Origin of the sequence: Nicoletella semolina, assembly GCF_004345745.1 — a bacterium.
In the GTDB taxonomy this organism is placed as follows: domain Bacteria; phylum Pseudomonadota; class Gammaproteobacteria; order Enterobacterales; family Pasteurellaceae; genus Nicoletella; species Nicoletella semolina.
The window spans coordinates 188,262-212,398 of sequence record NZ_SLXJ01000001.1; the positions used below are offsets into that span (position 1 = coordinate 188,262).

General features: G+C 40.2%; 21 protein-coding genes. 7 read left to right on the top strand and 14 right to left on the bottom strand.

Features of this window, described 5'->3' with window-relative positions:
- Positions 1 to 58 precede the first annotated feature (58 nt).
- The 3 genes from djlA to EV693_RS00910 all read left to right on the top strand — a co-directional run bounded on the left by djlA (position 59) and on the right by EV693_RS00910 (position 3,051).
- The gene (djlA, locus tag EV693_RS00900) at positions 59 to 931 is read left to right on the top strand and encodes a co-chaperone DjlA (protein ID WP_132500516.1); all 873 of its coding nucleotides are present in this window, start codon (positions 59 to 61) and stop codon (positions 929 to 931) included.
- 62 nt (positions 932 to 993) lie between these two features.
- Positions 994 to 1,950 (top strand): tRNA dihydrouridine(16) synthase DusC, encoded by a 957-nt coding sequence (dusC, locus tag EV693_RS00905; protein ID WP_279432606.1) that lies wholly within the window; start codon positions 994 to 996, stop codon positions 1,948 to 1,950.
- Between the two features lie 39 nt (positions 1,951 to 1,989).
- A complete protein-coding gene (locus tag EV693_RS00910; protein WP_132500517.1) occupies positions 1,990 to 3,051 on the top strand; it encodes a YcjF family protein in 1,062 nt (353 codons plus the stop codon).
- Positions 3,052 to 3,227: 176 nt separating this feature from the next.
- On the opposite strand, the gene EV693_RS00915 is transcribed toward EV693_RS00910, so the two are convergent.
- Positions 3,228 to 4,421: a BaiN/RdsA family NAD(P)/FAD-dependent oxidoreductase gene (locus EV693_RS00915; protein WP_132500518.1), complete on the bottom strand. Its 1,194-nt coding sequence runs from the start codon at positions 4,419 to 4,421 to the stop codon at positions 3,228 to 3,230.
- A 137-nt stretch (positions 4,422 to 4,558) separates the two neighbouring features.
- On the opposite strand from EV693_RS00915, the gene EV693_RS00920 reads away from it, so the two are divergent.
- Positions 4,559 to 6,904 carry a Tex family protein gene (locus tag EV693_RS00920; RefSeq protein WP_132500519.1) on the top strand — a complete coding sequence of 782 codons (2,346 nt, stop codon included), beginning with the start codon at positions 4,559 to 4,561 and terminating at the stop codon, positions 6,902 to 6,904.
- 320 nt (positions 6,905 to 7,224) lie between these two features.
- Complete coding sequence (locus tag EV693_RS00925; RefSeq protein ID WP_165904857.1) at positions 7,225 to 11,649, top strand: exo-alpha-sialidase; 4,425 nt, start codon at positions 7,225 to 7,227, stop codon at positions 11,647 to 11,649.
- A gap of 91 nt (positions 11,650 to 11,740) precedes the next feature.
- Here the strand turns inward: EV693_RS00925 and murA are convergent, their stop codons facing one another.
- From murA to EV693_RS00980, 11 genes are all read right to left on the bottom strand, one after another.
- Positions 11,741 to 13,015 (bottom strand): UDP-N-acetylglucosamine 1-carboxyvinyltransferase, encoded by a 1,275-nt coding sequence (gene murA, locus EV693_RS00930; RefSeq protein ID WP_132500521.1) that lies wholly within the window; start codon positions 13,013 to 13,015, stop codon positions 11,741 to 11,743.
- Between the two features lie 62 nt (positions 13,016 to 13,077).
- The gene (locus EV693_RS00935; RefSeq protein ID WP_132500600.1) at positions 13,078 to 13,335 is read right to left on the bottom strand and encodes a BolA family protein; all 258 of its coding nucleotides are present in this window, start codon (positions 13,333 to 13,335) and stop codon (positions 13,078 to 13,080) included.
- A complete protein-coding gene (locus EV693_RS00940) occupies positions 13,316 to 13,672 on the bottom strand; it encodes an STAS domain-containing protein (RefSeq protein WP_132500522.1) in 357 nt (118 codons plus the stop codon). Before EV693_RS00940 ends, EV693_RS00935 begins: the two co-directional genes overlap by 20 nt.
- A 6-nt stretch (positions 13,673 to 13,678) precedes the next feature.
- Positions 13,679 to 14,317, bottom strand: coding sequence for a phospholipid-binding protein MlaC (gene mlaC / locus EV693_RS00945; RefSeq protein ID WP_132500523.1), 639 nt, complete (start codon positions 14,315 to 14,317; stop codon positions 13,679 to 13,681).
- Positions 14,318 to 14,344: 27 nt separating this feature from the next.
- Positions 14,345 to 14,854 carry an outer membrane lipid asymmetry maintenance protein MlaD gene (gene mlaD, locus EV693_RS00950; RefSeq protein ID WP_132500524.1) on the bottom strand — a complete coding sequence of 170 codons (510 nt, stop codon included), beginning with the start codon at positions 14,852 to 14,854 and terminating at the stop codon, positions 14,345 to 14,347.
- Between the two features lie 128 nt (positions 14,855 to 14,982).
- A complete protein-coding gene (mlaE, locus tag EV693_RS00955) occupies positions 14,983 to 15,759 on the bottom strand; it encodes a lipid asymmetry maintenance ABC transporter permease subunit MlaE (protein ID WP_132500525.1) in 777 nt (258 codons plus the stop codon).
- Complete coding sequence (mlaF, locus tag EV693_RS00960) at positions 15,756 to 16,559, bottom strand: phospholipid ABC transporter ATP-binding protein MlaF (protein WP_132500601.1); 804 nt, start codon at positions 16,557 to 16,559, stop codon at positions 15,756 to 15,758. Before mlaF ends, mlaE begins: the two co-directional genes overlap by 4 nt.
- Positions 16,560 to 16,711: 152 nt before the next feature.
- Complete coding sequence (gene dolP, locus EV693_RS00965) at positions 16,712 to 17,302, bottom strand: division/outer membrane stress-associated lipid-binding lipoprotein (RefSeq protein WP_132500526.1); 591 nt, start codon at positions 17,300 to 17,302, stop codon at positions 16,712 to 16,714.
- Positions 17,303 to 17,319: 17 nt separating this feature from the next.
- Positions 17,320 to 17,904: a D-sedoheptulose-7-phosphate isomerase gene (locus EV693_RS00970; RefSeq protein ID WP_132500527.1), complete on the bottom strand. Its 585-nt coding sequence runs from the start codon at positions 17,902 to 17,904 to the stop codon at positions 17,320 to 17,322.
- Between the two features lie 19 nt (positions 17,905 to 17,923).
- Positions 17,924 to 18,298, bottom strand: a complete 375-nt coding sequence (locus EV693_RS00975) for a YraN family protein (RefSeq protein ID WP_132500528.1) — start codon at positions 18,296 to 18,298, stop codon at positions 17,924 to 17,926.
- The gene (locus EV693_RS00980) at positions 18,298 to 20,052 is read right to left on the bottom strand and encodes a penicillin-binding protein activator (protein ID WP_132500529.1); all 1,755 of its coding nucleotides are present in this window, start codon (positions 20,050 to 20,052) and stop codon (positions 18,298 to 18,300) included. The genes EV693_RS00975 and EV693_RS00980 overlap by 1 nt, the downstream gene beginning before the upstream one ends.
- Before the next feature lie 132 nt (positions 20,053 to 20,184).
- Between EV693_RS00980 and rsmI the strand changes: the two genes are divergently transcribed.
- Both rsmI and EV693_RS00990 read left to right on the top strand, forming a co-directional pair.
- Positions 20,185 to 21,057, top strand: a complete 873-nt coding sequence (gene rsmI, locus EV693_RS00985) for a 16S rRNA (cytidine(1402)-2'-O)-methyltransferase (RefSeq protein WP_132500602.1) — start codon at positions 20,185 to 20,187, stop codon at positions 21,055 to 21,057.
- Between the two features lie 67 nt (positions 21,058 to 21,124).
- Positions 21,125 to 22,288: a cytochrome-c peroxidase gene (locus tag EV693_RS00990; RefSeq protein WP_132500530.1), complete on the top strand. Its 1,164-nt coding sequence runs from the start codon at positions 21,125 to 21,127 to the stop codon at positions 22,286 to 22,288.
- On the opposite strand, the gene EV693_RS00995 is transcribed toward EV693_RS00990, so the two are convergent.
- Together EV693_RS00995 and EV693_RS01000 are read right to left on the bottom strand one after the other, a co-directional pair.
- The gene (locus EV693_RS00995) at positions 22,274 to 22,933 is read right to left on the bottom strand and encodes a pseudouridine synthase (RefSeq protein WP_132500531.1); all 660 of its coding nucleotides are present in this window, start codon (positions 22,931 to 22,933) and stop codon (positions 22,274 to 22,276) included. The genes EV693_RS00990 and EV693_RS00995 overlap by 15 nt on opposite strands.
- Before the next feature lie 24 nt (positions 22,934 to 22,957).
- Positions 22,958 to 24,112: a chorismate mutase gene (locus EV693_RS01000; RefSeq protein WP_132500532.1), complete on the bottom strand. Its 1,155-nt coding sequence runs from the start codon at positions 24,110 to 24,112 to the stop codon at positions 22,958 to 22,960.
- Positions 24,113 to 24,137: the final 25 nt, after the last annotated feature.

Here is a 24,137-nt window from a genome sequence, read left to right on the forward strand (position 1 = left end):
TTTTGTTGGTTTTTTCGTTAAAATAGTGTTGGTTTATCGGTAAATATAAGGAAGAAATATGCAATTTATAGGGAAAATTTTAGGGTTTATATTAGGATATAAATTTTTTGGTGGTTTTTTTGGAGCTGTTTTAGGTGTAATGATAGGACATTGGGCTGATAAGAAACTTTATGAATTGGGATCGGTTAGCTCAAGCGTTTTTAAGAAGCCACTGACTCGTCAATCTCTATTTATGCAGACGACTTTTGCTGTGCTTGGTCATATTGCAAAATCAAAAGGTAGAGTAACTAAACACGACATTGAGCTTGCTCGTCAAATAATGGCAAATCTGAAATTAGATGAGGAAAATCAAAAACAGGCTCAACAGGCGTTTAATTTAGGTAAAGAAAGTGATTTTCCTTTAGGTCATGTAATCCGAGAATTTCGCGAGGCGTGTGGGCAGCGTGGTGATTTATTACGTTTTTTTATTGAGGTTCAGATGGTTGCTGCACTTCAAGATGGTCATTTAGATGAGAAAGAACAACAGATTTTATTTACTATCGCTGATCATTTAGGAATGTCTCGTTTCCAATTCCAGCAAATGTTGGCTATGGTAGCAGCGGCTCAGCGTTTTCGTTCTGGGCGTTACCAGCAAGGATATGGTTATCAGCACGATCATCAACAATACCATCAGCAGGAACAATATCAAGGTTATTCAGGTAGTCATCAATCAAGTGGACCTACTTTGGCGGACGCTTATAACGTGTTAGGCGTGAGTGAAGCTGATGATCAAAACACGGTTAAACGTGCTTATCGTAAATTAATGAATGAGCATCACCCTGATAAGCTTGTTGCAAAGGGGTTGCCACCAGAAATGATGGACGTGGCAAAAGAAAAAGCACAGCAAATCCAAGCGGCTTACGATTTAGTTTGTAAATCAAAAGGCTGGTAACGAGCGATAAGCGGTCAATAAATGTGAAAAATTTACCAAAACAGGCAGCTTCTGAACAATCTGTGTGTCAGGGAGTTATTCTTGCTCCAATGCAGGGAGTGCTTGATCCTTTTGTTCGCCAATTGCTCACGGCCGTCAATGAATATGATCTTTGCATTTCTGAGTTTGTTCGGGTTGTTGATCAAAAATTACCGAAAAAGGTGTTTTATCGCCTTTCTCCTGAATTGCAGAATGGGGGGGTTACCGCTTCAGGCACACCTGTTAGAGTACAACTATTGGGACAGCACCCAGAATGGCTTGCAGAAAATGCAGTATTGGCAGTAGAGCTAGGTTCACACGGCGTTGATCTAAACTGCGGCTGTCCTTCGAAAACAGTTAATGGTAGCCACGGTGGAGCTGCTTTACTAAAGCAGCCTGAATTAATTTATCGTGCGACACAGGCTATTCGTCAAGCTGTGCCGTCTGATCAGATTGTGTCAGTAAAAGTGCGATTAGGTTGGGATTCCAGCGATTATGCCTTTGATATTGCTGATGCTGTGCAGCAAGGCGGAGCGAATGAAATCACCGTACATGGTAGAACAAAAATGGACGGTTATCGTGCAGAGCGGATTAATTGGCAAATGATTGGTGAAATAAGTCGTAGGCTTGATATTCCTGTTATCGCAAATGGCGAAATTTGGGATTTTGCAAGTGCAAAAAAATGTATGGAAATCACCGCTTGTCATCGTGTGATGATTGGGCGTGGAGCATTGAATGTGCCAAATTTAAGTAAAGTGATCAAGTATAATCAACCTAAAATGCCGTGGAATGAGGTGCTATGGCTGCTTTATCAATATGTACATTTAGAAAATCAGCAAGATACAGGTTTTTACCACATTGCTCGAATTAAACAGTGGTTACGGTATTTGGATAAAGAATATCCTCAAGCAATAAAATTGTTTGAGCTTTTAAAAGCTGAACACGGCTACGAGGGATTAAAAAGGCACATTGTTGCACAAGTCGCACTCAATAACCGCTAGTATCTAGCTCGTAGTATCAGATCAGTGTGAGGAACAGAAATGGAAAAACGTATTTTTAGTGAACAGCAAGACACCAGTAGCTTACCAGCATATCAAGCGAAGCGAGAATTTTCCACTGAAGATGTAATTATTGAGGATAATAAGGAGCTAGAGGAGATAAAAGATATTGCCTTGTCTGTTGAGCCTCGTTCTCGTTTTTGGATTCGATTATTTCTTGCGGGAGTCGGACTTTTTGTGGTCGCTGTATTCGCCCAATCTGTGCAATGGATAATAGAGACTTGGCGTGCAAATGAATGGATTTATTTGGTATTTTCACTGGCATTTTTTGCGATAAGTTTAGTGGGGGTCAGTACACTAATCAGAGAGTGGCGTAAATTAGTTTGGTTAGGTAAATATCGTCAATTTCAACAAACCAGTGAGCAGCTTCGACAAGGTATTTCGCAAGCAAGCGGTGAACAAGCTGTCGATTTTTGCAAAAAAGTCTTCTCGAATGCAACAAGTTCGGCTTTTGTGAAAAAGCCTCTGCTCCAACAAGGCAAGCAGCGTTTTTTTGAACAGCTTGATGAGGCATATAATAGTCAGGAAGTACTCTATTTATTTAGCGAAAATGTACTGGTGCCAATTGATAAGCAGATGAAAAAGCTGATTAGTAAAAGTGCTTCCGAAAATGCACTCATTGTCGCACTTAGTCCGCTAGCTTTGGTTGATGTGTTATTTATCGCTTGGCGTAATATTCGTTTGGTAAATCAAATTACCCAAGCCTATGGAATGGAGCTAGGTTACTTTAGTCGTTTGGCACTATTTAAAATGGTGTTAAAAAATATGGCATTTGCAGGCGTGGCAGAATTGGCAACTGACATTGGTGGAGAAGTGTTTTCCCAAAGTTTAACGGCGAGATTTTCAGCAAGAGCCGCACAAGGTATTGGTGTAGGCTTACTGACAGCGAGACTAGGCATTAAGGCAATGGAATTTTGTCGCCCGATTGCTTTCCAAGCGAACGAACGTCCAAAATTATCTGTTGTAAGACAAGAGCTGTTGGGGGTACTGAAAGAGAGACTGTTTCGGAAAAACACCGAGAAAGCGGTAGAAAAAGAGAGATGATAAAAAATTTCTGCTGTATATTGAGAAAGGGGTAGCAACAATATAAAAAACGTCCTAAAATAAAATGTAACCATTTGATAAACAGAGCTATTTTTTGCTAGGGATAACCATTTTTTCAGAACGTCTTGTTGATTTTGTGCTGGAATATTATTATTTCATCAAGTCTTACTTGAAAGTTACCGCTTGTTATTCAAAATACTTGAAGCACAAGCAAAAGCTGACGACCACGCCCACTGAAAATTATAGCCCCCTAGCCAACCAGTAACATCTAACACCTCACCAATGAAATAAAGTCCTTCAACTGCTTTGGTCTGCATTGTTTTAGACGAAATAAAATCGGTATCCACGCCACCCTTCGTTACCTCCGCAGTACGGTATCCCTCCGTACCATTTGGTAAAAACTGCCAGTCGTGAATAAAATGCGTCAAAAAGCTGAGATCAGCTTTACTCAACTGAGCAATCATTTTGTCGTGTAGCATTTTTTGTGCTAACCACAATTCCACTAATTTAGTTGGCAAATAACGTGATAATACGGTTTTTAGCTGCAATTTCGGCGAAGATTGACGTAAATCTTGCAAAATTTGCGTAATGGACTCACTCGGCAGCAAATCAATTTTTAAGGTTTCGCCCATTTCCCAATAATTGGAAATTTGCAACATTGCAGGGCCTGATAACCCTCGATGGGTAAATAACATTTGATTGTTAAAAGTTTTAGCTGCACAGCTTACCGTAACGGGTAACGCAATCCCTGACAAAGTAGAAAATAACTTATCACTTTCCCGCCAAGTAAAAGGTACAAGGCTGGCACGAGGGGAGATGATAGGAATGCCAAATTGCTCGGCAATTTTGTAGCCAAAAGGAGAAGCACCGAGAGCGGGCATTGATAATCCGCCTGTGGCGATCACCAAATTTGACGCTTGCCACCGACTCGAAGCTGTCTCAATCTGAAAATTATTTGCAATTTTTACAACAGAACTCACCGCTTGTCGTAAAAGAATATCAACCTGCCCTTTGACACACTCTGCCTGTAGTAGATTAACGATCTCCTCTGCTCCATTATCACAAAAAAGCTGTCCCAGTTCCTTTTCGTGATAGGCGATATTGTAGCTGGCAACCAGCGAGATAAAATCCCATTGGGTATAGCGTGCCAATGCTGATTTCACAAAATGGGGGTTTTGACTGAGATAATGATGAGGCGTTACCTCCAAATTGGTGAAATTACAAAATCCGCCGCCAGACATCAAAATCTTTCTGCCAATCTTTTTACCGTTATCTAATACCAACACCGATTTTCCTGCTTGCCCTAACTGTGCCGCACAAAACAGCCCCGCTGCCCCTGCTCCGATAATAATGACATCATATTGTTTCATATATTTTTGTTAAAATAATTCGTTTTAAACTATTTTAACGTATCTTGGTGAAAAACGTTGAATAGATTTCGTGATAATATTAGCAACAAGTATTAGCAACATTCGTTTTTAATTTACAAAAATAAAGTGGAACAACAATGACCGAACTTAACTCTCAAGTCAATTTAAACGCTCAAATTAGTCATCTCATTGCTACGGAACTGACGGTTAAACCTGAACAAATATTAGCTGCTATTCATCTATTAGATGAAGGCAACACCATTCCTTTTATCGCCCGTTACCGTAAAGAGGTAACAGGCGGTTTAGATGATACGCAACTCCGCCATTTTGAAAGCCGCTTATGCTATCTGCGAGAACTGAATGACCGCCGTCAAACTATTTTGAAATCCATTGAAGAACAAGGTAGACTCAGTGATGTACTACGCACTCAAATTGAGCAAACCCAAAGTAAAACCGAATTAGAAGATCTCTATTTGCCCTATAAACCTAAACGCCGTACTCGTGGACAAATTGCCATTGAGGCGGGGCTTGAGCCTCTGGCAGACAGTTTGTGGCAAGACCCAAGCCAAATTCCTGAAGTCGCTGCCGAAAGCTATGTTGATCCAGCGAAAGGGATTGCTGATAGTAAAGTGGCACTTGACGGAGCTCGCTATATTTTGATGGAACGTTTTGCCGAAGATGCAACCTTACTTGCAAAATTACGCCAACATCTGACCGCTTATGCCACTATAGAAGCGAAAGTGATTGAAGGAAAAGAAAACGAAGGAGAAAAATTCCGTGATTACTTTGCCCACAGTGAATTATTTAAAACTGTTCCTTCACACCGTGCATTGGCGATGTTTCGTGGGCGAAATGAAGGCATTTTAAGCCTGAGTTTAAATGCTGATCCTGAAGCAGAAGAAAATGCTCGTCATAGTTATTGTGAAGAGATTATCCGTGAGCATTTAGGTGTTTTTCTGAACAATCAACCTGCCGACAAATGGCGAGAACAAGTGATTGCGTGGACGTGGAAAATCAAGGTTGCGTTGCATTTAGAAACCGAATTGATGGCAACTTTGCGTGAGAAAGCAGAAGACGAAGCCATCGAAGTCTTTGCTCGCAATCTATCTGCACTCCTTATGGCTGCTCCAGCGGGAGCTTACAACACAATTGGTCTAGACCCTGGCTTACGCACTGGTGTAAAAGTTGCTGTTGTCGATAACACGGGTAAATTATTGGATACCGCTACCATTTATCCACATACAGGACAGCAAGAATTGGCTGCCAAAACACTCTATGCGTTAGGGAAAAAATACAATGTGAATTTAATTGCCATCGGCAATGGCACCGCTTCACGAGAAACAGAACGCTTTGCCAAAGAGGTGATTCGACAAGCCAATGATTGGCAGGCACAAACTGTTGTGGTAAGTGAGGCAGGGGCATCAGTTTATTCTGCTTCAGAGCTTGCTGCAAAGGAATTCCCAGCACTTGACGTCTCACTACGAGGAGCTGTATCGATTGCTCGTCGCTTGCAAGATCCACTGGCTGAACTGGTTAAAATTGACCCTAAAGCGATTGGCGTAGGACAGTATCAGCACGATGTGAATCAATCACTCCTTGCCCGTAAGCTCGATGCCGTGGTAGAAGATTGTGTGAATGCGGTTGGCGTGGATTTAAATACCGCCTCAGCACCTTTACTGGCTCGTGTAGCAGGTATGAGCAAAACACTCGCTCAAAATATCGTGGCATACCGAGATGAAAACGGACGTTTCCAGTCTCGTTCAGAGCTGAAAAAAGTGCCTCGTCTTGGACCAAAAGCCTTTGAGCAATGTGCAGGATTTATGCGAATTTTAGATGGAAAATCACCGCTTGACGCCTCGAGTGTTCACCCAGAGTCTTATGCTGTAGTGGAAAAAATCCTCCAAGCCACGCAATCTACCCTACAAGAGCTGATGGGGAATACCAATAAAATTCGCCACTTACATGCCAAAGATTTTATTGATGAACAGTTCGGTTTACCGACCATTAACGATATTTTTAAAGAATTGGAAAAACCAGGGCGAGATCCTCGAGGCGAATTTAAAACCGCTACCTTTTTAGATGGCGTAGAGAATGTTTCTGATCTTCAAATAGGTATGATTTTGGAAGGTACGATCACTAATGTCACCAATTTCGGAGCATTTGTTGATATTGGGGTACACCAAGATGGATTAGTCCATATCTCAATGCTTGCCGACCGCTTTGTTGATGACCCACACCAAGTGGTCAAAACAGGCGACATTGTTAAAGTCAAAGTGTTAGAGGTTGATGAGCCACGCAAACGCATCGCACTCACTATGCGTCTTGACGACAAACCTGTTGAAAAATCTGACACAAATAAACAAAACAACAAAAAATTTAACAAAAACGACCGCTCATGCTCCTCAAAAAATCACCATTCTGGGAGAAATCGCCCTGTCAGCAACAACGCATTCGTCGATGCATTAAAAGGCTGGAAGAAATAACTCTAAATTTACCTTCCCCTAGAAGAGGGATCATTGACCTTCCGTTTGCGAGCCTAACCCCAGCCCAAGGGTGAATAGGCTCACTATTTAGATAGCTGATTATCAGACTGATTTTAGTCTTGCAACTAAATATCGACTTATATTTTTGCCCCTCTATCACAATACAATATCAATGATAAAAAGTTGTGATCTACTTCTCAAAATTTCACTCCACTATTTTACTCCATTTTGAAGCAGTACTATCATTTACAATAGTTGTACAATAGTTGATTTGTTTTTGTACAATATTTTCCTTTTTCCTTTCCATCAAGGAGTAAATGATGAAAAAAACATCTCTTGCATTATTGGTTTCCTCTGTTATTGGTATAGCTTATGCTGCTTCTGATCCTATGGTTTTTAAATACCAGACTACTCGTGATTTAGTTAAACCTGTCAGTTTTACTGAACAATTTAAGCAAGCTGACGCATTCAACGCTAACAGTGGCTCTTTTACCTTCCGAGTAAAAAATTTATCCGCAACAGGCAGAAAAGCAAAAGAATGGGGCTATAGCTCTTTGTTTGGAATTGCCAATCCTGCATTTTCAAGCAAATATGTTAATTTTTATATGGATCGTGTATTAAGTGATTCATTTGGAATAGAGTTTCTTGATACGACCCAAAGTGCAACCCCATTAATTCCTACTCGCAATTTATCTCTTTACCTTCCCAAGAACAATCGTGATTTCCGAACCATTACCTATGTATTTGACAAAAAAGGAAACAAAATTGAGTTGTATGCCAACGGAGAATTAAAAAAGACTCATAACAATGTAAAATTCCTTGAAGACATAGAAGGACTAGCAAAGGCACATTTAGGCGAAAATCCTCATTATGGCAAAAACAAAATTAAATCTAGAATCACTGGCGATGTCTATTATGCCGACTTTACCAAAGAGGTTTTAACTGCCGAGCAAGTTCAGCAAAAACACCAAGAAATTGAAAATGCACACCGTGCCGATCTTGCCAAAGATAGTGCGAAGCGTGAAGCATTTGGTGCATTTATGACAGAAAAAATACCATTGTTTCAATCCGAGCAACACGGCTCTAAAAATTATCGTATTCCTGCATTGATTAAAACAAAAAATGATGTCGTTATTGCAGCCATTGATAAGCGTAACGATCACGGTGGTGACTGGGGGAATATTGATATTGCGATTCGTCGTAGTGTTGATGGAGGTAAAACGTGGCAAGATGATCAAGTCGTCTTAGACCTAGCTGCTCAGCCAAAAAATGACGCCTATCCGATCACAGGCGATATGCACAAGGATACTTGGGCATCTTTTCTGATTGATCCACAAATGACCGTTGATCGCAATACAGGGCGTGTCTTTATGTTGGTGGATATGTTCCCTGAGGGTAAGGGGCTGCACAACCCAACAAGAGATATGTTAAGAAAAGGACTCAAGCCTGTTGGCGATGGCACTGGCTATAAAACTATTGATGGAAAATCTTATCGACTATTATTAGATAAAAATAAAAATCCATATACCGTGCGTGAAGGTGGTATTGTCTACGATCATTTAAATCAAGCAACCAATTACCGTGTGGTTGTAGAAGGCGATCCCAATATTGCTAGACGAGATTTAGGCGATCTTTATCAAGGTGATAAACGTTTAGGTAATATTTTCTTACAAACTTTAGAAACAGGAAATGATACGGCTCCGCTTACCATTTATCAAACTAGCTACTTATGGCTTACCTACAGTGATGATGATGGTAAAACGTGGTCTAACCCTATTGATTTAACCCCACAAATTAAAGAAGATTGGATGCAATTCGTGGGAACAGGTCCAGGGAATGGTCTCCAATTAAAAAATGGTAATTTAGTGCTACCTATTTACTACACAAATGCCAACAGAAGACAATCCTCTGCTCTGATTATTAGCAGCGATGGGGGTAAAACGTGGACAAGAGGAGAATCTCCAAATGATAGCTATTTAGATCAACGAGGAGGTTCTCGCTTATTAACAGAAACCGATCCAGAAATTACAGAATCACAAGTCATCGAACTGAATAATGGCGATTTAAAAATGTTTTCTCGTAACCAAGTTGGACTTGTTCGTGTTTCGACCAGTAAAGATGGCGGCTACACTTGGCAAAAAGAGGCTGATTTCCCTGAAGAGTTAGTCGATTCTTATTCACAATTGTCTATCATTAAATATTCTAAATTGATTAATAATAAAGAATATGTCGTCTTTGCAAATGCACATTCAACAAGTCGAGGGCGTGTAAACGGCAAGGTATGGCTAGGTGAAGTACAAGATAATGGCTCAATTGCTTGGAAATACACCACCACCATCGATCCGAATTCATACTGGTACAACAGTTTGACAGAATTACCAAACGGCGATATTGGCATACTCTACGAAGAAGATGACAAGACAATGCAATATGTCTCTTTCAACCTACAAGAACTCCTCTGGAAAGATAATATAATTCATCGTGATGTTCGTTCTTCGCCAAAAGATAATCCTATCCCATTTAGTCACGAAAGTGGCCAAGCAGAAACCTATTATAAAATTGGTGACGGTGAAATGGTCAAAGTGGGAACGGGAGTTAATACCGATAAGTTAGTGATTGACGAAGGCGGTGTACTGCTTAATCAAACTACTGATACATCAGGCAAAAAACAAGCCTTTGCAGAAGTTCAAGTCAATGCAGGCGGAATAGTCCGTTTAGGTACCGCTGATCAAATCGGTTATCATCAAATTAAGCTTAACCAAGGGGCATTAGATTTAAATGGGCATTCACTCACTCTTGATGGCGATCAGAGTGAAAAATCAGGCTTATACTCAGAAACCCTTGTAGGACAAATCGTCAATGAATCAGCTACCCCTGCCACACTCACTTATACCGCAGGCGGAAAAAGAACCTTGCAAGGTAAATTGGGTAATCATCGAGGTAAACTAGATTTTACCTACAAACCACACTCTACTGGTCATTTTACCGTGAAAGGCGACAGCCATTTAAACAAACTGAATCTTGCTGACAACGCTCTATTCACTTTAGAAGATGGTCACCACACTGCCTCTCAAACCACATTAGGCACTGGTGCAGTATTGTCTGTTAATGCAGACACTCGGTTCACCAGTATAAATACCAACACAATTGGTCGTGGTAGTCTAACCAAAACAGGTAAACAAGCGGTCAGTTTAACAGGAAAATTTGCACATTCTGGTCATACTCACTTTAATGAGGGTATCACTGAATTTAATGGTGTACTTGAAAATGGCACCCTGACTGTAGCAAATGGTGCAACACTCGCAGGAAATGGTGACATTCGTACCAAAACTACTTTGGAGAGAGGAAGTTCTGTCGAACCGAGTGCCTTAGTCGGTGAAACATTTGAAGCAAACACGCTTCGCCTTAATGATGTGGATAATAAAGGGGCAACAGTACGCTTAAAAGTAGAAAATAACAGTACCGAAATGGCAAATTGGCAATACGATCAACTGCTTATTCAAGGCAAATTAGACAGCGAACAGTCGATCCCTGTTGATATTGAGTTACTCGGCACGCAAATTGGGGTATCCGACAAAAACCATAATGGGCAATACGATGCGAATGAGGGAATTTCGCTAATCCAAGTCAAACAAGGGAAAGCCAATCAGTTCCATTTACGCAATACAAAAGCGAAAGAAGCAAGCTTCATTTACCCACTCGCTCTCATTGCTGTTGAAAAAGGGCTGAGTGTAACACCGAATAATGCTTGGGATTACCGTCTACAAAACCAAATTATTGACGTTAATGGCAAGCCAATTCCTGCGGTTGCAAACAGCAATCTCAATGTATTGACTCGTCTCGCTGTCCAATCACGGATTCCATCATACTTAGTTGCAAATAACGCAATGTTTGCACAAGGCGATACATTACGTCATCAATTTATGGATAATATTGGGGAGGAAGACAGAAAAGGATTCTATGTAAAACAACAACATGGCAATAGCCAATACCGATCTAACCTCAGCTTCCAAGATTATGGTTACAGCTATCAAGCCAAACAAAATAGCACATTATTTGGTGGCTATTTGCCGTTTTCAGAAAGCCTAACACTACACGCAGGTATCGGATTCAGCAAGCAAAAAGTAACCCCAAATGCAGTAGATGGCACCAGCCATGCGAACTACCACACAACTTCATTCCTAGTTGGTTTACAGCAAGATTGGGATAAACTACAGTTCACTCACCACCTTGGCTACCACTCGCATAGAGGCTCAATGAACTTGTCTGATCGAGATAACATTGCAACTGTGAGAGGCAAGCAGTTGCACCTATCAGGTCAGCTAGGCTATCGCACCACGATGGATAAAGTAACCATCACACCAACATTCGGTTTAAGTTACGATCGCCTTAACACCAAAGCCATCGATCATTTAAGCCAATGGCAAGTGGCAGTTGAACCAAAAACGGTATTCAGCCAATACATTGGCTCACAGCTCAGCGTTAAACTAGACAAGATTCGCCTAAAGACAGGTGTATTCTATGAAAATCGTTTAGAACGAGAAGGCAAGGTGGCAATTACGGCTCAACAAAGCGGGGACTTCCGCACAGGCAAATTGGGTAACGCATTGCTGGTAAATACCGTAGTAGATTTTTCCCTTACATCGCGCTTTAGCCTTGGACTACAAGCTAGCTACAGACACGCATTGGGGCAAGCAAAATTGCAACAAACCCAAATTAGTGGCAAATTGGAGTATCGCTTCTAACGCCTAAATTGCAAAAAAATATCAATAATTAACCGCTTATTCCCTAAAGAATAAGCGGTTTATCTATACATTATCAGCTAGACACGAAAAATTACTCTTCAAATGGCGTACTAAAACGCTCAATTCTTGCCCCTAACTTTTGTAATTTTGCTTCAATATTTTCATAGCCACGATCAATATGATAAATACGATCTACGATGGTTTCACCGTTGGCAATACAACCTGCAAGCACTAGACTGATTGACGCACGCAGATCAGTTGCCATTACTTCTGTACCAGAGAGTGTTTCAACACCATAGCAAATTGCGGTATTACCTTCAATTTCTGCTTTCGCTCCCATACGAATCAGCTCAGGAATGTGCATAAAACGATTTTCAAAGATAGTCTCTGTGATCTTGCTTGTGCCATTGGCTACCGCATTCAGTAATGTGAATTGTGCTTGCATATCGGTTGGAAATCCTGGGTGTGGCATTGTGCGGATATTCACTGCTTTAGATCTCATTCCCAACGAATCAAGAGTAATACTGTCATCTTTAACATCAACTTGCATACCCGCTTCACGTAGTTTTTCAATCACTGCGTCAAGTGTATCAGCTTTGGTGCCACGGCAAGTAATGCGTCCGCCAGAAATGGCTGCTGCAACCAAGAATGTCCCAGTTTCAATTCGATCAGGTACAATGTGGTGTTCGCAACCGCCTAAACGCTCAACACCTTCGATAGTAATATTGTCCGAGCCTGCCCCTGAAATTTTTGCCCCCATTTTATTGAGGAACATCGCAGTATCAACCACTTCTGGCTCTCGTGCTGCATTTTCAATCACGGTCGTGCCTTTTGCAAGAGTGGCTGCCATCATCACTGATAAAGTCGCACCAACACTCACTTTATCCATTAAAACACGTGCCCCTTTTAATCGCCCTTGCACTTCCGCCTTCACATAGCCTTCTTCCAAAACAATATCCGTTCCCATTTTCTCAAGCCCTGCAATATGCATATCTACAGGTCTTGCACCAATGGTACAACCACCAGGGAGAGAAACTTGTCCTTGATGAAAGCGAGCAACCAAAGGAGCAAGTGCCCAAATTGACGCTCGCATTGTTTTTACTAATTCATAAGGGGTAACATATTGATTAATATGACGAGCATCTATTTGCACAGACCCATTCTCATCTCGCTCAATCACAACGCCTAATTTTCTTAAAATTTTAAATGTGGTTTCCACATCTTTTAAATCTGGCACATTGGTTAAAGTAACAGGCTCTTCTGCAAGAATTGAAGCAAAAAGAATAGGTAACGCTGCGTTTTTCGCCCCTGAAATATCCACTACGCCACTTAATGTAAAAGGCCCGTGTACACGAAATTTTTCCATTATTATTCCTTAAAAATAGAAAGCCTTCATTCAAAAGTAAATGTTGAATGAAGGCAATTTAATTAACCTACGATATTCAGTAAACGTTCTCTCTTCCACTGCTCAGTCGTAAATGTTTTAATCGTCAGTGCGTGGATTGCATTCGTTGCAAATAAATCGGCAAGTGGGGCATAAACCATCTGCTGCTGTTTCACTTTCGATAAAGAAGCAAAAGCATCGCTCACCGCAATAACACCATAATGCGAATTTTCACCTTGCACATAAACCTCATCAAGGTCCAAACTATTTCTTAATATGTCTTCAATTGTTTTCAATTCCATCATTTTTTTTACGCTCACAGTAGATAAATTGACTAAACCAATCCGACAGATCAAACAGATCTGCCAGTGCTTTTAATTTTTCTGGGGCATTAATTACGCAATTTGAATGTCTTTTTTGGTAATGATGTAACAATTCAGTCAACAGAGTAAACCCTGCCGAATCGATTTTGACTAAATGTTTCAAATCCCAATAAATATGTTGATTTGCTTCTGGGTGCAAAAAAGAATCACGTTGATTCCATAATGGAAGCAACGTGTCTCGTGTAAATTCACCCATCAATTCAACAATCAGACTTTCATTATTTTGCTGAGTACGCCATTGTAATTGATTTTTCATAAATAATCATTTATTTAAAGTGATTGCTTGTCTTGCTGATTTTTCAACTTGTTGAGTAAGAACATCAATGCCTTGCTGACGTAAGATACCGCTCCACTCATTTTGCTTAGTAGCAACCATACTAATTCCTTCAGCTGCCATATCATAAGCTTGCCATTCACCAGTACGGGTATTTTTACGCCATTTAAAATCAAGTTTGATCGGCTGAGCATGACCAGATTGTAAAATATTTACACGAATACTCACGATTGACTTACCATCAAGTGGTTTTTCACTTTCGATTTGTACCTGCTGATCCGTGTATTGTGTTAAAATTTGAGCATAAGATTGTTCAATAAATTTATCGAATGCACTGAAAAATGCGTCTCTTTGTGCATTTGTTGCTGAAGATAAATTCTGACCCAATACAAGCTGACCTGCATACTTAACGTGAATATGTGGCATTAAATCATTACGTACGATAGTACGCAAATAATTCGGATCACGTTTAATTTTGGCTTGGTTAGTTTTAATATCGCTAAATAATTTATCTGCAGTTTGCTGCATCAAAGTATAAGGACTTGTATTAGCTAACGCTGTTCCAGAAATAAATAAAGTACAACTTAAGAAGGCATTCACAAACCATTTTTGAACACGTTTAATCATAAAAAACTCCACGTTATTAATAAAAAATTACTCTGTACTTGGTGCATTCTCACTCATTTGAGCTTCTTTCGTTTGTTGATTTCCATAGAGAAATTGTCCAATTAAATCCTCCAATACCAATGCAGAATTGGTATCAACTATACTGTCGCCTTCTTTTAGGTATTGCGTTTCACCCTCAATCATAAATCCGATATTCACTGCAATATATTGCTCCCCCAACAAGCCAGCTGTTTTAATCGAAAGTGAACTTGTTTCGGGTAATTGACTAAATTCCTCATTGATTGCTAGCGTTACCCTAGGACTATAGCCTGCATCTAACTTGATTTCGTCAACACGACCAATTACCACGCCGCCAACTTTAACTGGCGAACGGACCTTTAGTCCGCCAATATTGTCAAAAGTTGCATAAATATTATAGGTTTTTTCCGAAACAAAACCTTGCACATTTGCTACACGCAACCCCAAAAATATTAACGCACCAAGCCCCAATAAGATAAAAAAACCTACCCAAAATTCATATTTAATTAACTGACGCATACCATTTCCTTTACTTCTTAAAAATCACTTTGCTTTTCTTATCATTTACATTATAAGCGGTCAAATATTGTCTATTTTTTACAAAATTTTCACGCCTATTGACCGCTTATCTGCATAAATCAACGCAATCAACCGCCAAACATCATTGCAGTTAAAATAAAATCTAACCCCAATACTGCTAATGAGCTATGTACCACAGTGCGAGTTGTTGCTTGGCTTATGCCCTCCGAAGTTGGCATTGCATCATATCCATTAAACAACGCAATCCATACCACGGCAAACGCAAATACCGTACTTTTAATGAAGCCATTTAGCAAATCACTTATTCCGACAGAATTTTGCATTACCGACCAAAAACTGCCCCAATCAACGCCTTTCCAATCAACCCCCACTAGAGAGCCTCCCCAAATACCAATTGCTGTAAAAATAACGGCTAATATTGGCATTGCGATAACTCCAGCCCAAAAACGTGGAGCAATTACTCGGCGTAGTGGATCAATTGCCATCATTTCAAGGCTTGAAAGCTGTTCAGTAGCTTTCATTAAGCCAATTTCAGCAGTTAAAGCTGACCCTGCTCGTCCAGCAAAAAGTAACGCAGTAACGACAGGACCTAATTCACGTAATAATGAAAGTGAAACTAATTGCCCTAAACTGGTTTCTGCTGAAAACTCAACCAATACCACATAGCCTTGTAAGCCCAGCACCATACCAATGAACAATCCAGACAAGGTAATAATCAGCAGCGATTGAACGCCCAACACATAAAGCTGCTTTAACAATAGTGGGCTGTGTTTACGAAATTGAGGTTTACCCACTAAAGCTCCCCATAACATAAAACTAGCCCGACCAAAGGCTCGAATGAAATGAATAAGCGATCGTCCAAGGGAAGAAATGAAATCAGTCATTGAAACAGTTCCTCCGTATAATTTTGAGCTGGATAATGAAAATGTACAGGACCATCGGCCTTACCTGAGAGGAATTGCAAGACTTGCGGATCTTGACTAGAAATAAGAGATTCTGGGCTACCTTCAGCAATAATACGTTTGTTCGCCACAATATAAGCATAATCGGCAATACTAAGTACCTCTGTTACATCGTGTGAAACCACAATTGAGGTTAAATTCAGCACTTGATTTAACTTTTTGATCAATTCAACGATCACCCCCATACTGATTGGATCTTGTCCTGCAAACGGTTCATCATACATAATGAGATCAGGATCAAGTGCAATCGCTCTTGCTAATGCTGCTCGGCGAGCCATTCCACCAGATAATTCCGATGGCATTAACTCAGACGCACCACGCAAACCCACGGCTTCAAGTTTCATTAATACTAGCTTACGGATAAGTGCTTCAGGTAACCTCGTATGTTCACGCAGAGGAAAAGCTACATTATCAAAGGTAGATAAATCAGTAAAAAGTGCCCCTGACTGAAATAACATTCCCATACGCTTACGCAGTTGGTAAAGTGTGCTATTCGAAGCTTGGCAAACATCTTGACCATTAAATAAAATCTGACCTGAATCGGGGATAATTTGCCCACCAATTAAACGTAGCAATGTTGTCTTACCGATACCAGAAGGCCCCATAATCGCTGTGATTTTTCCTTTTTGAACTCTTAAATTTAAGTTATCGTAAATCACCCTTTCTCCTCTTTTGAAGGTGAGTGATTTCACTTCAACTAAATTCTCCGCTTCAGACTTCATCTTATGCATTAATGTCGTTCTCTTCACAAAAATTGTTTGGGATCATCTATGAACACCATTTTAAAGTCAATCAACTTTACTCACTTTGACAAACGAGCCAAAAAATAAGACAAAGCAGAAACACTCTGCCCTTTAAGGACTATGACAGATGATTAATTGACATAGCTAAATACCTTAATCACTTTATTCACGCCACGCACATTACGAGCTACATCACTAGCTGCATTCGCTTGTGCTAGAGAAAGTTTCCCCATCAAAAATGCTTCGCCATTTTCTGTAATGACCTTAACATCAGTTACTTTTACTTCCGAATTCACTAGTAGTTTAGATTTGATTTGAGTCGTAATCCAGCTATCTTGAGTGATTTGTGTAATACCAATTTTTCCACCCACTCGAATTTCGTTATATACTTCTTCAACTCCCTCTATCCCCATTGCCACATTTTTTGCAGTGTCAATAGCAACTTGGCTCGGTGCTTGACCAATTAATAGCACTTTACCATTGTAGGCAACCACATTAATACGTGCCTCTTGTTGTAGCTGTGCATCTTTGTTGAGGTTATAGGCTATTTTCTCTTCTAATGTTTCATCATCAATTTGACGACCAGTAGTGCGAGGGTCAGTTGCTACTTTTGTTACAACAGCCGTTGTCCCTACAACTGCTGCAGTAACGCAGCCTTGTAAAGCAACAAAACTCGCAGAGATAAAAAACAATACCGCAATACGTTTATAGAGGTTTAACATAAAAACTCCTAATTCGTTTAATTTGAATAAAAAAGTAAGTGATCAACCAGTTCACATAGCAAATTGATACAAAAATGATGTCCCTCAATAATTCTAGATTCATTGATAGAAGGCATTGAAATTTCTAAATCTTGCTCGCTCAGCAATCCTTGAGTATGGTCATTGCGGCTACTCGTGAACGCACAAATATCTAAGTTCCGATCTTTTGCAGAATTAATCACATTTAAGACCGCTTGTTCATTGCCAAATGGCGAAAAAACAATGAATAAATCGCCTTCTTTCGCCACTGCATTCAACTGCTTACAATAACGCCGTGCAGTTTGTTCATCTTGTGCTAGATAACTTGAAAACAGCCCATCAAAATGAAGTAGGCAAGCTGCAAGGCTTGGGCGTTCAAAATCATATCGATGTAATAAATTCCCCACCAATAGCTGTGCATTCGCATAAGATCGCCCATCACCGCAAACAATAACCTTATTTCCACCTAACAAGCAAGTCACAATACGATTAGCCACTTTTTCTAATCCATTGGGTAACATTTCGGCAGCCGCAATTTGGGTTTGAATGCTTTGTGAAAAAATATCTTGGATTTTACCTAACATTGTCTAACCTAAAACACACTCAATCCAAAAAGTTTTGTATCCAAATTGGAGATTTATCCTCTTCAGAACTATACATTTCAGAATTATGCCCTTCAAAAGCAACCACATCAAAGCGACAATCTGCGGTATCTAAGCTCTTATTCTGTTTTGCAAGCCATAAATTTGCCGCTTTCAGCCATTTTTGTTGCTTACTATAAGAGATACTTTCTACCGCTGAACCATAATGTGCATTTTTGCGTTGCCTGACTTCCACAAAAACAATGGTTTTACCATGCTGCATAATCAAATCTAATTCACCACAGCGAAATGTTTGATTTTGTGCTATCCATTTTAATCCCTGTCGCTCCAAGAATTTTCGAGCCATTGCCTCAAAATATTGCCCTTGAGCACGCATTAATTAACACTCACAATTGAACCATTTTGATACTGTAACCAAACCATTTCACGAGCGATGTTACAATTTGCCCCTGCAGTCAATCCCCCTGTTAGACCTGAGACTTTATAACCTGGAATTTGACGAAATTCATTGAATTGATTCGCAACAGACCACGCATCAGATCCCATTGCATATAAACGCATCATAGAAAAGTCGCTTTCTGAAACCTGCTTAGCTGCTTTATATTCTTGTGATTGTCTATTTGCTAATAATGGAATCTCGCTAAATTTCACGCCCTCCATTGCCAAACGGAAATCAGGTCCATTGTTTGGCGAGTTACTGCGTGAGTTACTATAAATTGCAATCTGCCCTGCAAGCGGTGAACCATCAATACTGTGTTTAAATTCAAGTAACTGTTCTGCATCTGCTAACACATACACACCTGTGCCTTGACCATAACCACCATTTTGCAAAATAGTCGCCCCATCTGAAGGAACACTATAAAAGCGTATATCAGCATCTTTATTCGTCAATTGTCGCCAGCGTTTGGCAAATGCCTCCGATGAACGCTGTCCAAATTCACCTTGTGGTGCAATTACTACAGCATTTAATATATTATCACGCATAAACTGTTCTGCTGCGGAGTGTGCTTCTGATTCTAAGGACAAACCGTAGTAACATACTCTTGCCATTGCAGGTGCATTAAGTGTTGAATTAAAAGCAAGTACGTTAAAGTGATTAACTTCTGGACTTGCTAACAATGAATCCACTCGAGGTTTTAATAAAGGTCCAATGATCATCTGTATACCTTGCTGTTTTGCTTGAGCTAATAAATGCTCAATCGGTGCGGCGTCTGTATCAAATACGGTAACAGAGATAGGGCTTGAACCCTTGGCATCATCAAACCCTTTTTTAATCGTTTCGCCTAAATATTTTGCCTGACCGCTTAAAGGCAACAACAAAGCGATATTATTCAACTGAGTTTGCTGGAAATTCAGCACATTTTGCAATTCAACAGGTAAAAGCAACGTCGCACTGTGATTTGGATATTGTGCTTTCCACGCATTCAATAATTGTGGCAAATGTTCTGGTGTTGTTACATTTTGGTTGTAAGTTAAAATTAACGAAATCCAGCCAGCTAGCTCAATTTCTCCTGGTGAAACGACCACATTTTCTAACATTCCACGATTCGCATTACGCAATATTGCCCAAATACGATTGCTATTCTCTTGACGGTCTTTCGTATCGCTTAAATAACTTGCTAGCATTATTCTTGCACGCACAGCTGTAACAATATCATTTTGATTTTCCGCCACACGAGATTGGGCAGTATACACACGCAACCATTGTGAATGGCTCAGTTGAGCTTGAGACAATTTTGCTAAATAGCCTGTGGCTTTAACATTTTCACCCTGCACAGCAGCTAATTGTGCCATCAAAAGCGTATGTTCTATACGCTGAATATCATTTAGCTGTACAATATTGATCAGCGATAATGTATTTTGTGCCTCAACAATTTTATTTTCATCAATTAGCTGACGAATGGCTAATAAGAAATAACTCTGCCGTTCTTCTAATTGTGTCGATTGGTCGGCTTTTTTAATATAAAACTCTGACGTGGCGTAAGCTTCATTTTTAAGTGATTCGGTAATTGAATTAGTGAAAATTCCCGTATTGGTACAGGCAGAAAGAAATAATGCAACCGCCGTTGGTGCAAATATGGTCTTCATTTTTTGGCGAAATGCTCTAGATTGTACTAGAATGGTGGACATTTTATTAAGTCTCCTACACGAAAAATATATTCATCGTAACACGCTATTTTTAGCTCATTGACGATACTTAGATGAAATCTTACTGACCAAACTCACGAAAATCAAATGAAAAACGAATATTCCCCTTTTAAAATGGATAGATTACCTCAAGCAAAAACCTCACAATTAACAGGCACGCTCTATATTATCGCAACACCTATCGGCAATTTAGGCGATATTACCCAGCGGGCACTTGACACCTTTAAACAAGTCGATTTGATCGCCGCAGAAGATACTCGGCACAGTGGTTTATTGCTAAGCCATTATGCGATTAAAAAACCCTTCTTCGCACTACACGACCATAACGAACAACAACGAGCAAAAATATTAGTTGAAAAATTGCAGCAAGGTATTGATATTGCTTTAGTCTCTGATGCAGGTACACCACTGATTAGTGATCCTGGTTTTCATCTTGTGCGAGCCTGTCGCCAAGCAAACATAAAAGTTGTGCCAATCCCAGGGGCTTGTGCTGCAATTACCGCACTATGCAGTGCAGGTATCGCCTCTGATCGCTTTTGCTTTGAGGGATTTTTGCCCGCAAAAAGTAAAGGGCGGCGAGATAAGCTCACCCAGCTTAAGAACGAAACTCGCACGCTCATTTTTTATGAATCCACCCACCGCATTCTAGATACCCTCGAAGATATGCGAGTGGTTTTTGGCACGGATCGCTATGTTGTTATCGCTCGTGAACTCACCAAAACGTGGGAAACTATTCAAGGATCGACTTTAAATGAGCTACTTGATTGGCTTAAACAAGATGGTAATCGCATTAAGGGCGAAATTGTTTTAGTGGTAGAGGGAAAAAAAGAAAGCGAAAGTGAAGAAATTTCGCCTCAAGCCTTAAAATTACTCCGTTTGCTAAATGATGAGCTACCGCTAAAAAAAGCGGCAAGTATTACTGCTGACTGTTTTGGTTACAAGAAAAATGCGTTATATCAATATGGACTTGATCATTTTGATGCATAATTCAAATCATCAATATTCAAGCGGTCAATATTAAATAGAATTTTGCAAAAGAAGACGAGAGGAAACGATGAAAAAATTAGTTATTTTGCTTATCAATATACTCTCTTTTTCCACTCACGCACTGGAAAAGGAACCTCGTACAATGCCGCCCAAAGGCATTGATAAAGCCTTGCTTGGGCAGATTCTATTTTTTGATAACCAACTCTCTTTTCACGGTACACAAAACTGTGCAAGTTGCCATAGTCCTGATCACGCCTTTATTGATATACGGGAAAATAGTGCAAACAAAATGGTCTCACAGGGCGATGATCCACACTTATTCGGCAATCGTAATTCACCTACGATGTTGTATGCCAAGTTTTCACCTGACTTCCATTTTGATCCCAAAAGCCAGCAATATATCGGTGGGCAATTTTGGGACGGCAGAGCAAAAAATTTGCAAGAACAAGCAGGAAAACCACCGCTTGATCCACTAGAAATGGGTATGCCTGACAAATTAACCCTCGCTAAACGGCTTTGGCAAACACCAATGTACGCGAGTTTATTCACGCAGCATTACGGCAAATCAGTTTGGCAAGATGTTGAGTCTGTTTATACCGCAATGGAGGACGCTCTTGCTGTTTTCCAGCAACAAAAACGCTTACTTTCCCCTTTTGATTCTAACTATGATAAAGCCCTCAAAGGCGAATACACTTTCACACCGTTAGAGGCACAAGGTAAAGCTCTGTTTTTTGATCGTAACAAAACCAATTGTACCACTTGCCACCAACTTCATTCCGACGACAATAATCACCCACAAGAAACATTCAGTAATTATCATTACTACAATATTGGCACGCCGAAAAATATGGCATTAATCGCACATAACCAGTTAGCAGACGATTTTGTCGATTTAGGCTTATTTCATAACCCTGTGGTAAACCACGATGTTGCTCAAAAAGGGAAATTTAAAGTGCCAACGTTACGCAACGTGGCAGTTACAGCACCTTATATGCACAACGGTGTATTTAAAGAATTGCGTACTGTTTTATTGTATTTAGATAGCTTCAACAATCCGCAACGCAACTACAACCCAGAAACAAATCAACCTTGGATTGCACCAGAATATACAGCGACGATTGCTCACGACAAATTGACTGGCAATCCATTGTCTGATCAGGAAATTGACGCACTGGAAGCCTTTTTGAAGACGCTAACCGATAAACGCTACCAGCCGCTACTTAAACCGTAAATACCGCTGCTTCTCTGCCTCACTGAGAATACGGTACTCGCCTGCCTGAAGCGATTCAAGCGAAAAACCGCCAATAGACAAGCGGATAAGACGCAATGTTGGAAAGCCTATGTGGGCAGTCATTCGACGAACTTGGCGATTTCTCCCTTCCCGAATGGTCAGCTCAATCCAGCTGGTCGGAATCGTTTTTCGCTCACGAATTTTAGGTGCACTAGACCAGTTAAAATCAGGCGGCGGAATCATTTTCACCTTAGCAGGTTTAGTTAAACCATCTTTAAGCACAACCCCCTGACGCAATTTATCCAAGTCTGCTTCTTGTGGCTCACCCTCCATTTGTACCCAATAGGTTTTTTCCTTTTCAAATTTAGGGTGGGCAAGCCTATGCTGTAACCTGCCGTTATTCGTAAGCAGTAATAAGCCTTCACTATCTCGATCTAATCGCCCAACAGGGTAAACGTTCGGAATTGGAATAAATGCCTTTAATGTTTGCCGACCTTGTCCATCACTGAATTGTGTTAAAACATCAAACGGCTTATTAAATAGTACAACGATTGTCTCTGCCAAACTCATCACTGGTTTAGATTGTACTTTCAATCTTGACTGAGACTTGGTTTTAAATGGCTTAAGTTTGGTTTCAACGGGCATATTTTCTAGCACTTATCGCTTTGTTTATAACTTAACTGGCTCAATAATTTCACTTGGGTAGCAGCCTAGCACTTTAAGGTAACTAGTTACTCCCGTTAAAGCATTCAGTGCATTTTGCGTATTTTCAGCGTGAATATTCGCGTCTAATTCAAGATAGAACATCTCTTCCCAAGGCTTGCCATAAATCGGACGAGACTCTAGTTTTAACATACGAATATTATGTTGCTTAAAGACCATTAACGCATCAACCAATGCTCCTGCTTGTTGAGAGGTTGTCATCAACAATAAAGTTTTTGTTTGTACTTGAGGGGAAACCTTTACAGGCTCTCTTGCGACAACGATAAAGCGTGTAATATTGTGAGTCTGATTAGCAATATCTGTCTGACTCACACTTAATCCGTACAACTTCCCACCTTCTTCATTGCCCAATGCCGCAATATTCGGTTTATTTAAGCGTGCAACAAGTTGCATTGCGTGGGAGCTACTCTCGCAATATTTGATATGTACTTTATCTAACCCTTGAATAAATTGACTACATTGTTGTGCGGGCTGTGGGTGAGTGTAGATGGTATCAATCTGACTTAAGTCCGCCACACCACTCGTCAGCACACAATGTTTAATCGGGTAAGCCAGCTCGCCCACCAACGCTAAGTCCGTATGTTGTAACAGATCATAGACTTCATTGATTGATCCTGACGTGGTATTTTCAAGCGGTAAAACACCGTAATCCGCCCCGCCTGTTTGCACCTCATTAAATACCGCCTCAAATGAATCACAACTCTGCTCAAGTAATGACGCACAATTTTTAGCAAATTGGCGTGAAGCAAGGTGCGAGTACGACCCTCGCATACCTAAAAAAGCCACCGTTATACTCTGCTCTTTAAGCTCATTAAGTTTATTTTGTAGATAATTTTGCTGGGTTAAAACCGAATCCTCAATTATTCGCTGGAAAATCTGCGTAATATAAGAAGGATCAAGCTGATAATTCTCTATTTGTGCATAATTTACTAACTCTTGTAACAGCACTTTTTCACGCTCAATATCACGCAATGGCTTTTGAGTAATTTCTTTACTCCTTACCACATCAAAAGCAAGGCGATGTCGTTCGGATAAAAGTTTTAATAAATTACGATCGATTTGAGTAATTTGTTGGCGAATTTTTGATAAATCTAAGGACATAAAATTTCCTAAAAAAACAAATATA

Bases quoted from the DNA above. Each gene is read 5' to 3' on its own strand.
- djlA (WP_132500516.1), top strand. From the start codon at position 59: ATGCAATTTATAGGGAAAATTTTAGGGTTTATATTAGGATATAAATTT.
- EV693_RS00910 (WP_132500517.1), top strand. From the start codon at position 1,990: ATGGAAAAACGTATTTTTAGTGAACAGCAAGACACCAGTAGCTTACCA.
- EV693_RS00915 (WP_132500518.1), bottom strand. From the start codon at position 4,421: ATGAAACAATATGATGTCATTATTATCGGAGCAGGGGCAGCGGGGCTG.
- EV693_RS00920 (WP_132500519.1), top strand. From the start codon at position 4,559: ATGACCGAACTTAACTCTCAAGTCAATTTAAACGCTCAAATTAGTCAT.
- EV693_RS00925 (WP_165904857.1), top strand. From the start codon at position 7,225: ATGAAAAAAACATCTCTTGCATTATTGGTTTCCTCTGTTATTGGTATA.
- murA (WP_132500521.1), bottom strand. From the start codon at position 13,015: ATGGAAAAATTTCGTGTACACGGGCCTTTTACATTAAGTGGCGTAGTG.
- EV693_RS00935 (WP_132500600.1), bottom strand. From the start codon at position 13,335: ATGGAATTGAAAACAATTGAAGACATATTAAGAAATAGTTTGGACCTT.
- EV693_RS00940 (WP_132500522.1), bottom strand. From the start codon at position 13,672: ATGAAAAATCAATTACAATGGCGTACTCAGCAAAATAATGAAAGTCTG.
- mlaC (WP_132500523.1), bottom strand. From the start codon at position 14,317: ATGATTAAACGTGTTCAAAAATGGTTTGTGAATGCCTTCTTAAGTTGT.
- mlaD (WP_132500524.1), bottom strand. From the start codon at position 14,854: ATGCGTCAGTTAATTAAATATGAATTTTGGGTAGGTTTTTTTATCTTA.
- mlaE (WP_132500525.1), bottom strand. From the start codon at position 15,759: ATGACTGATTTCATTTCTTCCCTTGGACGATCGCTTATTCATTTCATT.
- mlaF (WP_132500601.1), bottom strand. From the start codon at position 16,559: ATGAAGTCTGAAGCGGAGAATTTAGTTGAAGTGAAATCACTCACCTTC.
- dolP (WP_132500526.1), bottom strand. From the start codon at position 17,302: ATGTTAAACCTCTATAAACGTATTGCGGTATTGTTTTTTATCTCTGCG.
- EV693_RS00970 (WP_132500527.1), bottom strand. From the start codon at position 17,904: ATGTTAGGTAAAATCCAAGATATTTTTTCACAAAGCATTCAAACCCAA.
- EV693_RS00975 (WP_132500528.1), bottom strand. From the start codon at position 18,298: ATGCGTGCTCAAGGGCAATATTTTGAGGCAATGGCTCGAAAATTCTTG.
- EV693_RS00980 (WP_132500529.1), bottom strand. From the start codon at position 20,052: ATGTCCACCATTCTAGTACAATCTAGAGCATTTCGCCAAAAAATGAAG.
- rsmI (WP_132500602.1), top strand. From the start codon at position 20,185: ATGGATAGATTACCTCAAGCAAAAACCTCACAATTAACAGGCACGCTC.
- EV693_RS00990 (WP_132500530.1), top strand. From the start codon at position 21,125: ATGAAAAAATTAGTTATTTTGCTTATCAATATACTCTCTTTTTCCACT.
- EV693_RS00995 (WP_132500531.1), bottom strand. From the start codon at position 22,933: ATGCCCGTTGAAACCAAACTTAAGCCATTTAAAACCAAGTCTCAGTCA.
- EV693_RS01000 (WP_132500532.1), bottom strand. From the start codon at position 24,112: ATGTCCTTAGATTTATCAAAAATTCGCCAACAAATTACTCAAATCGAT.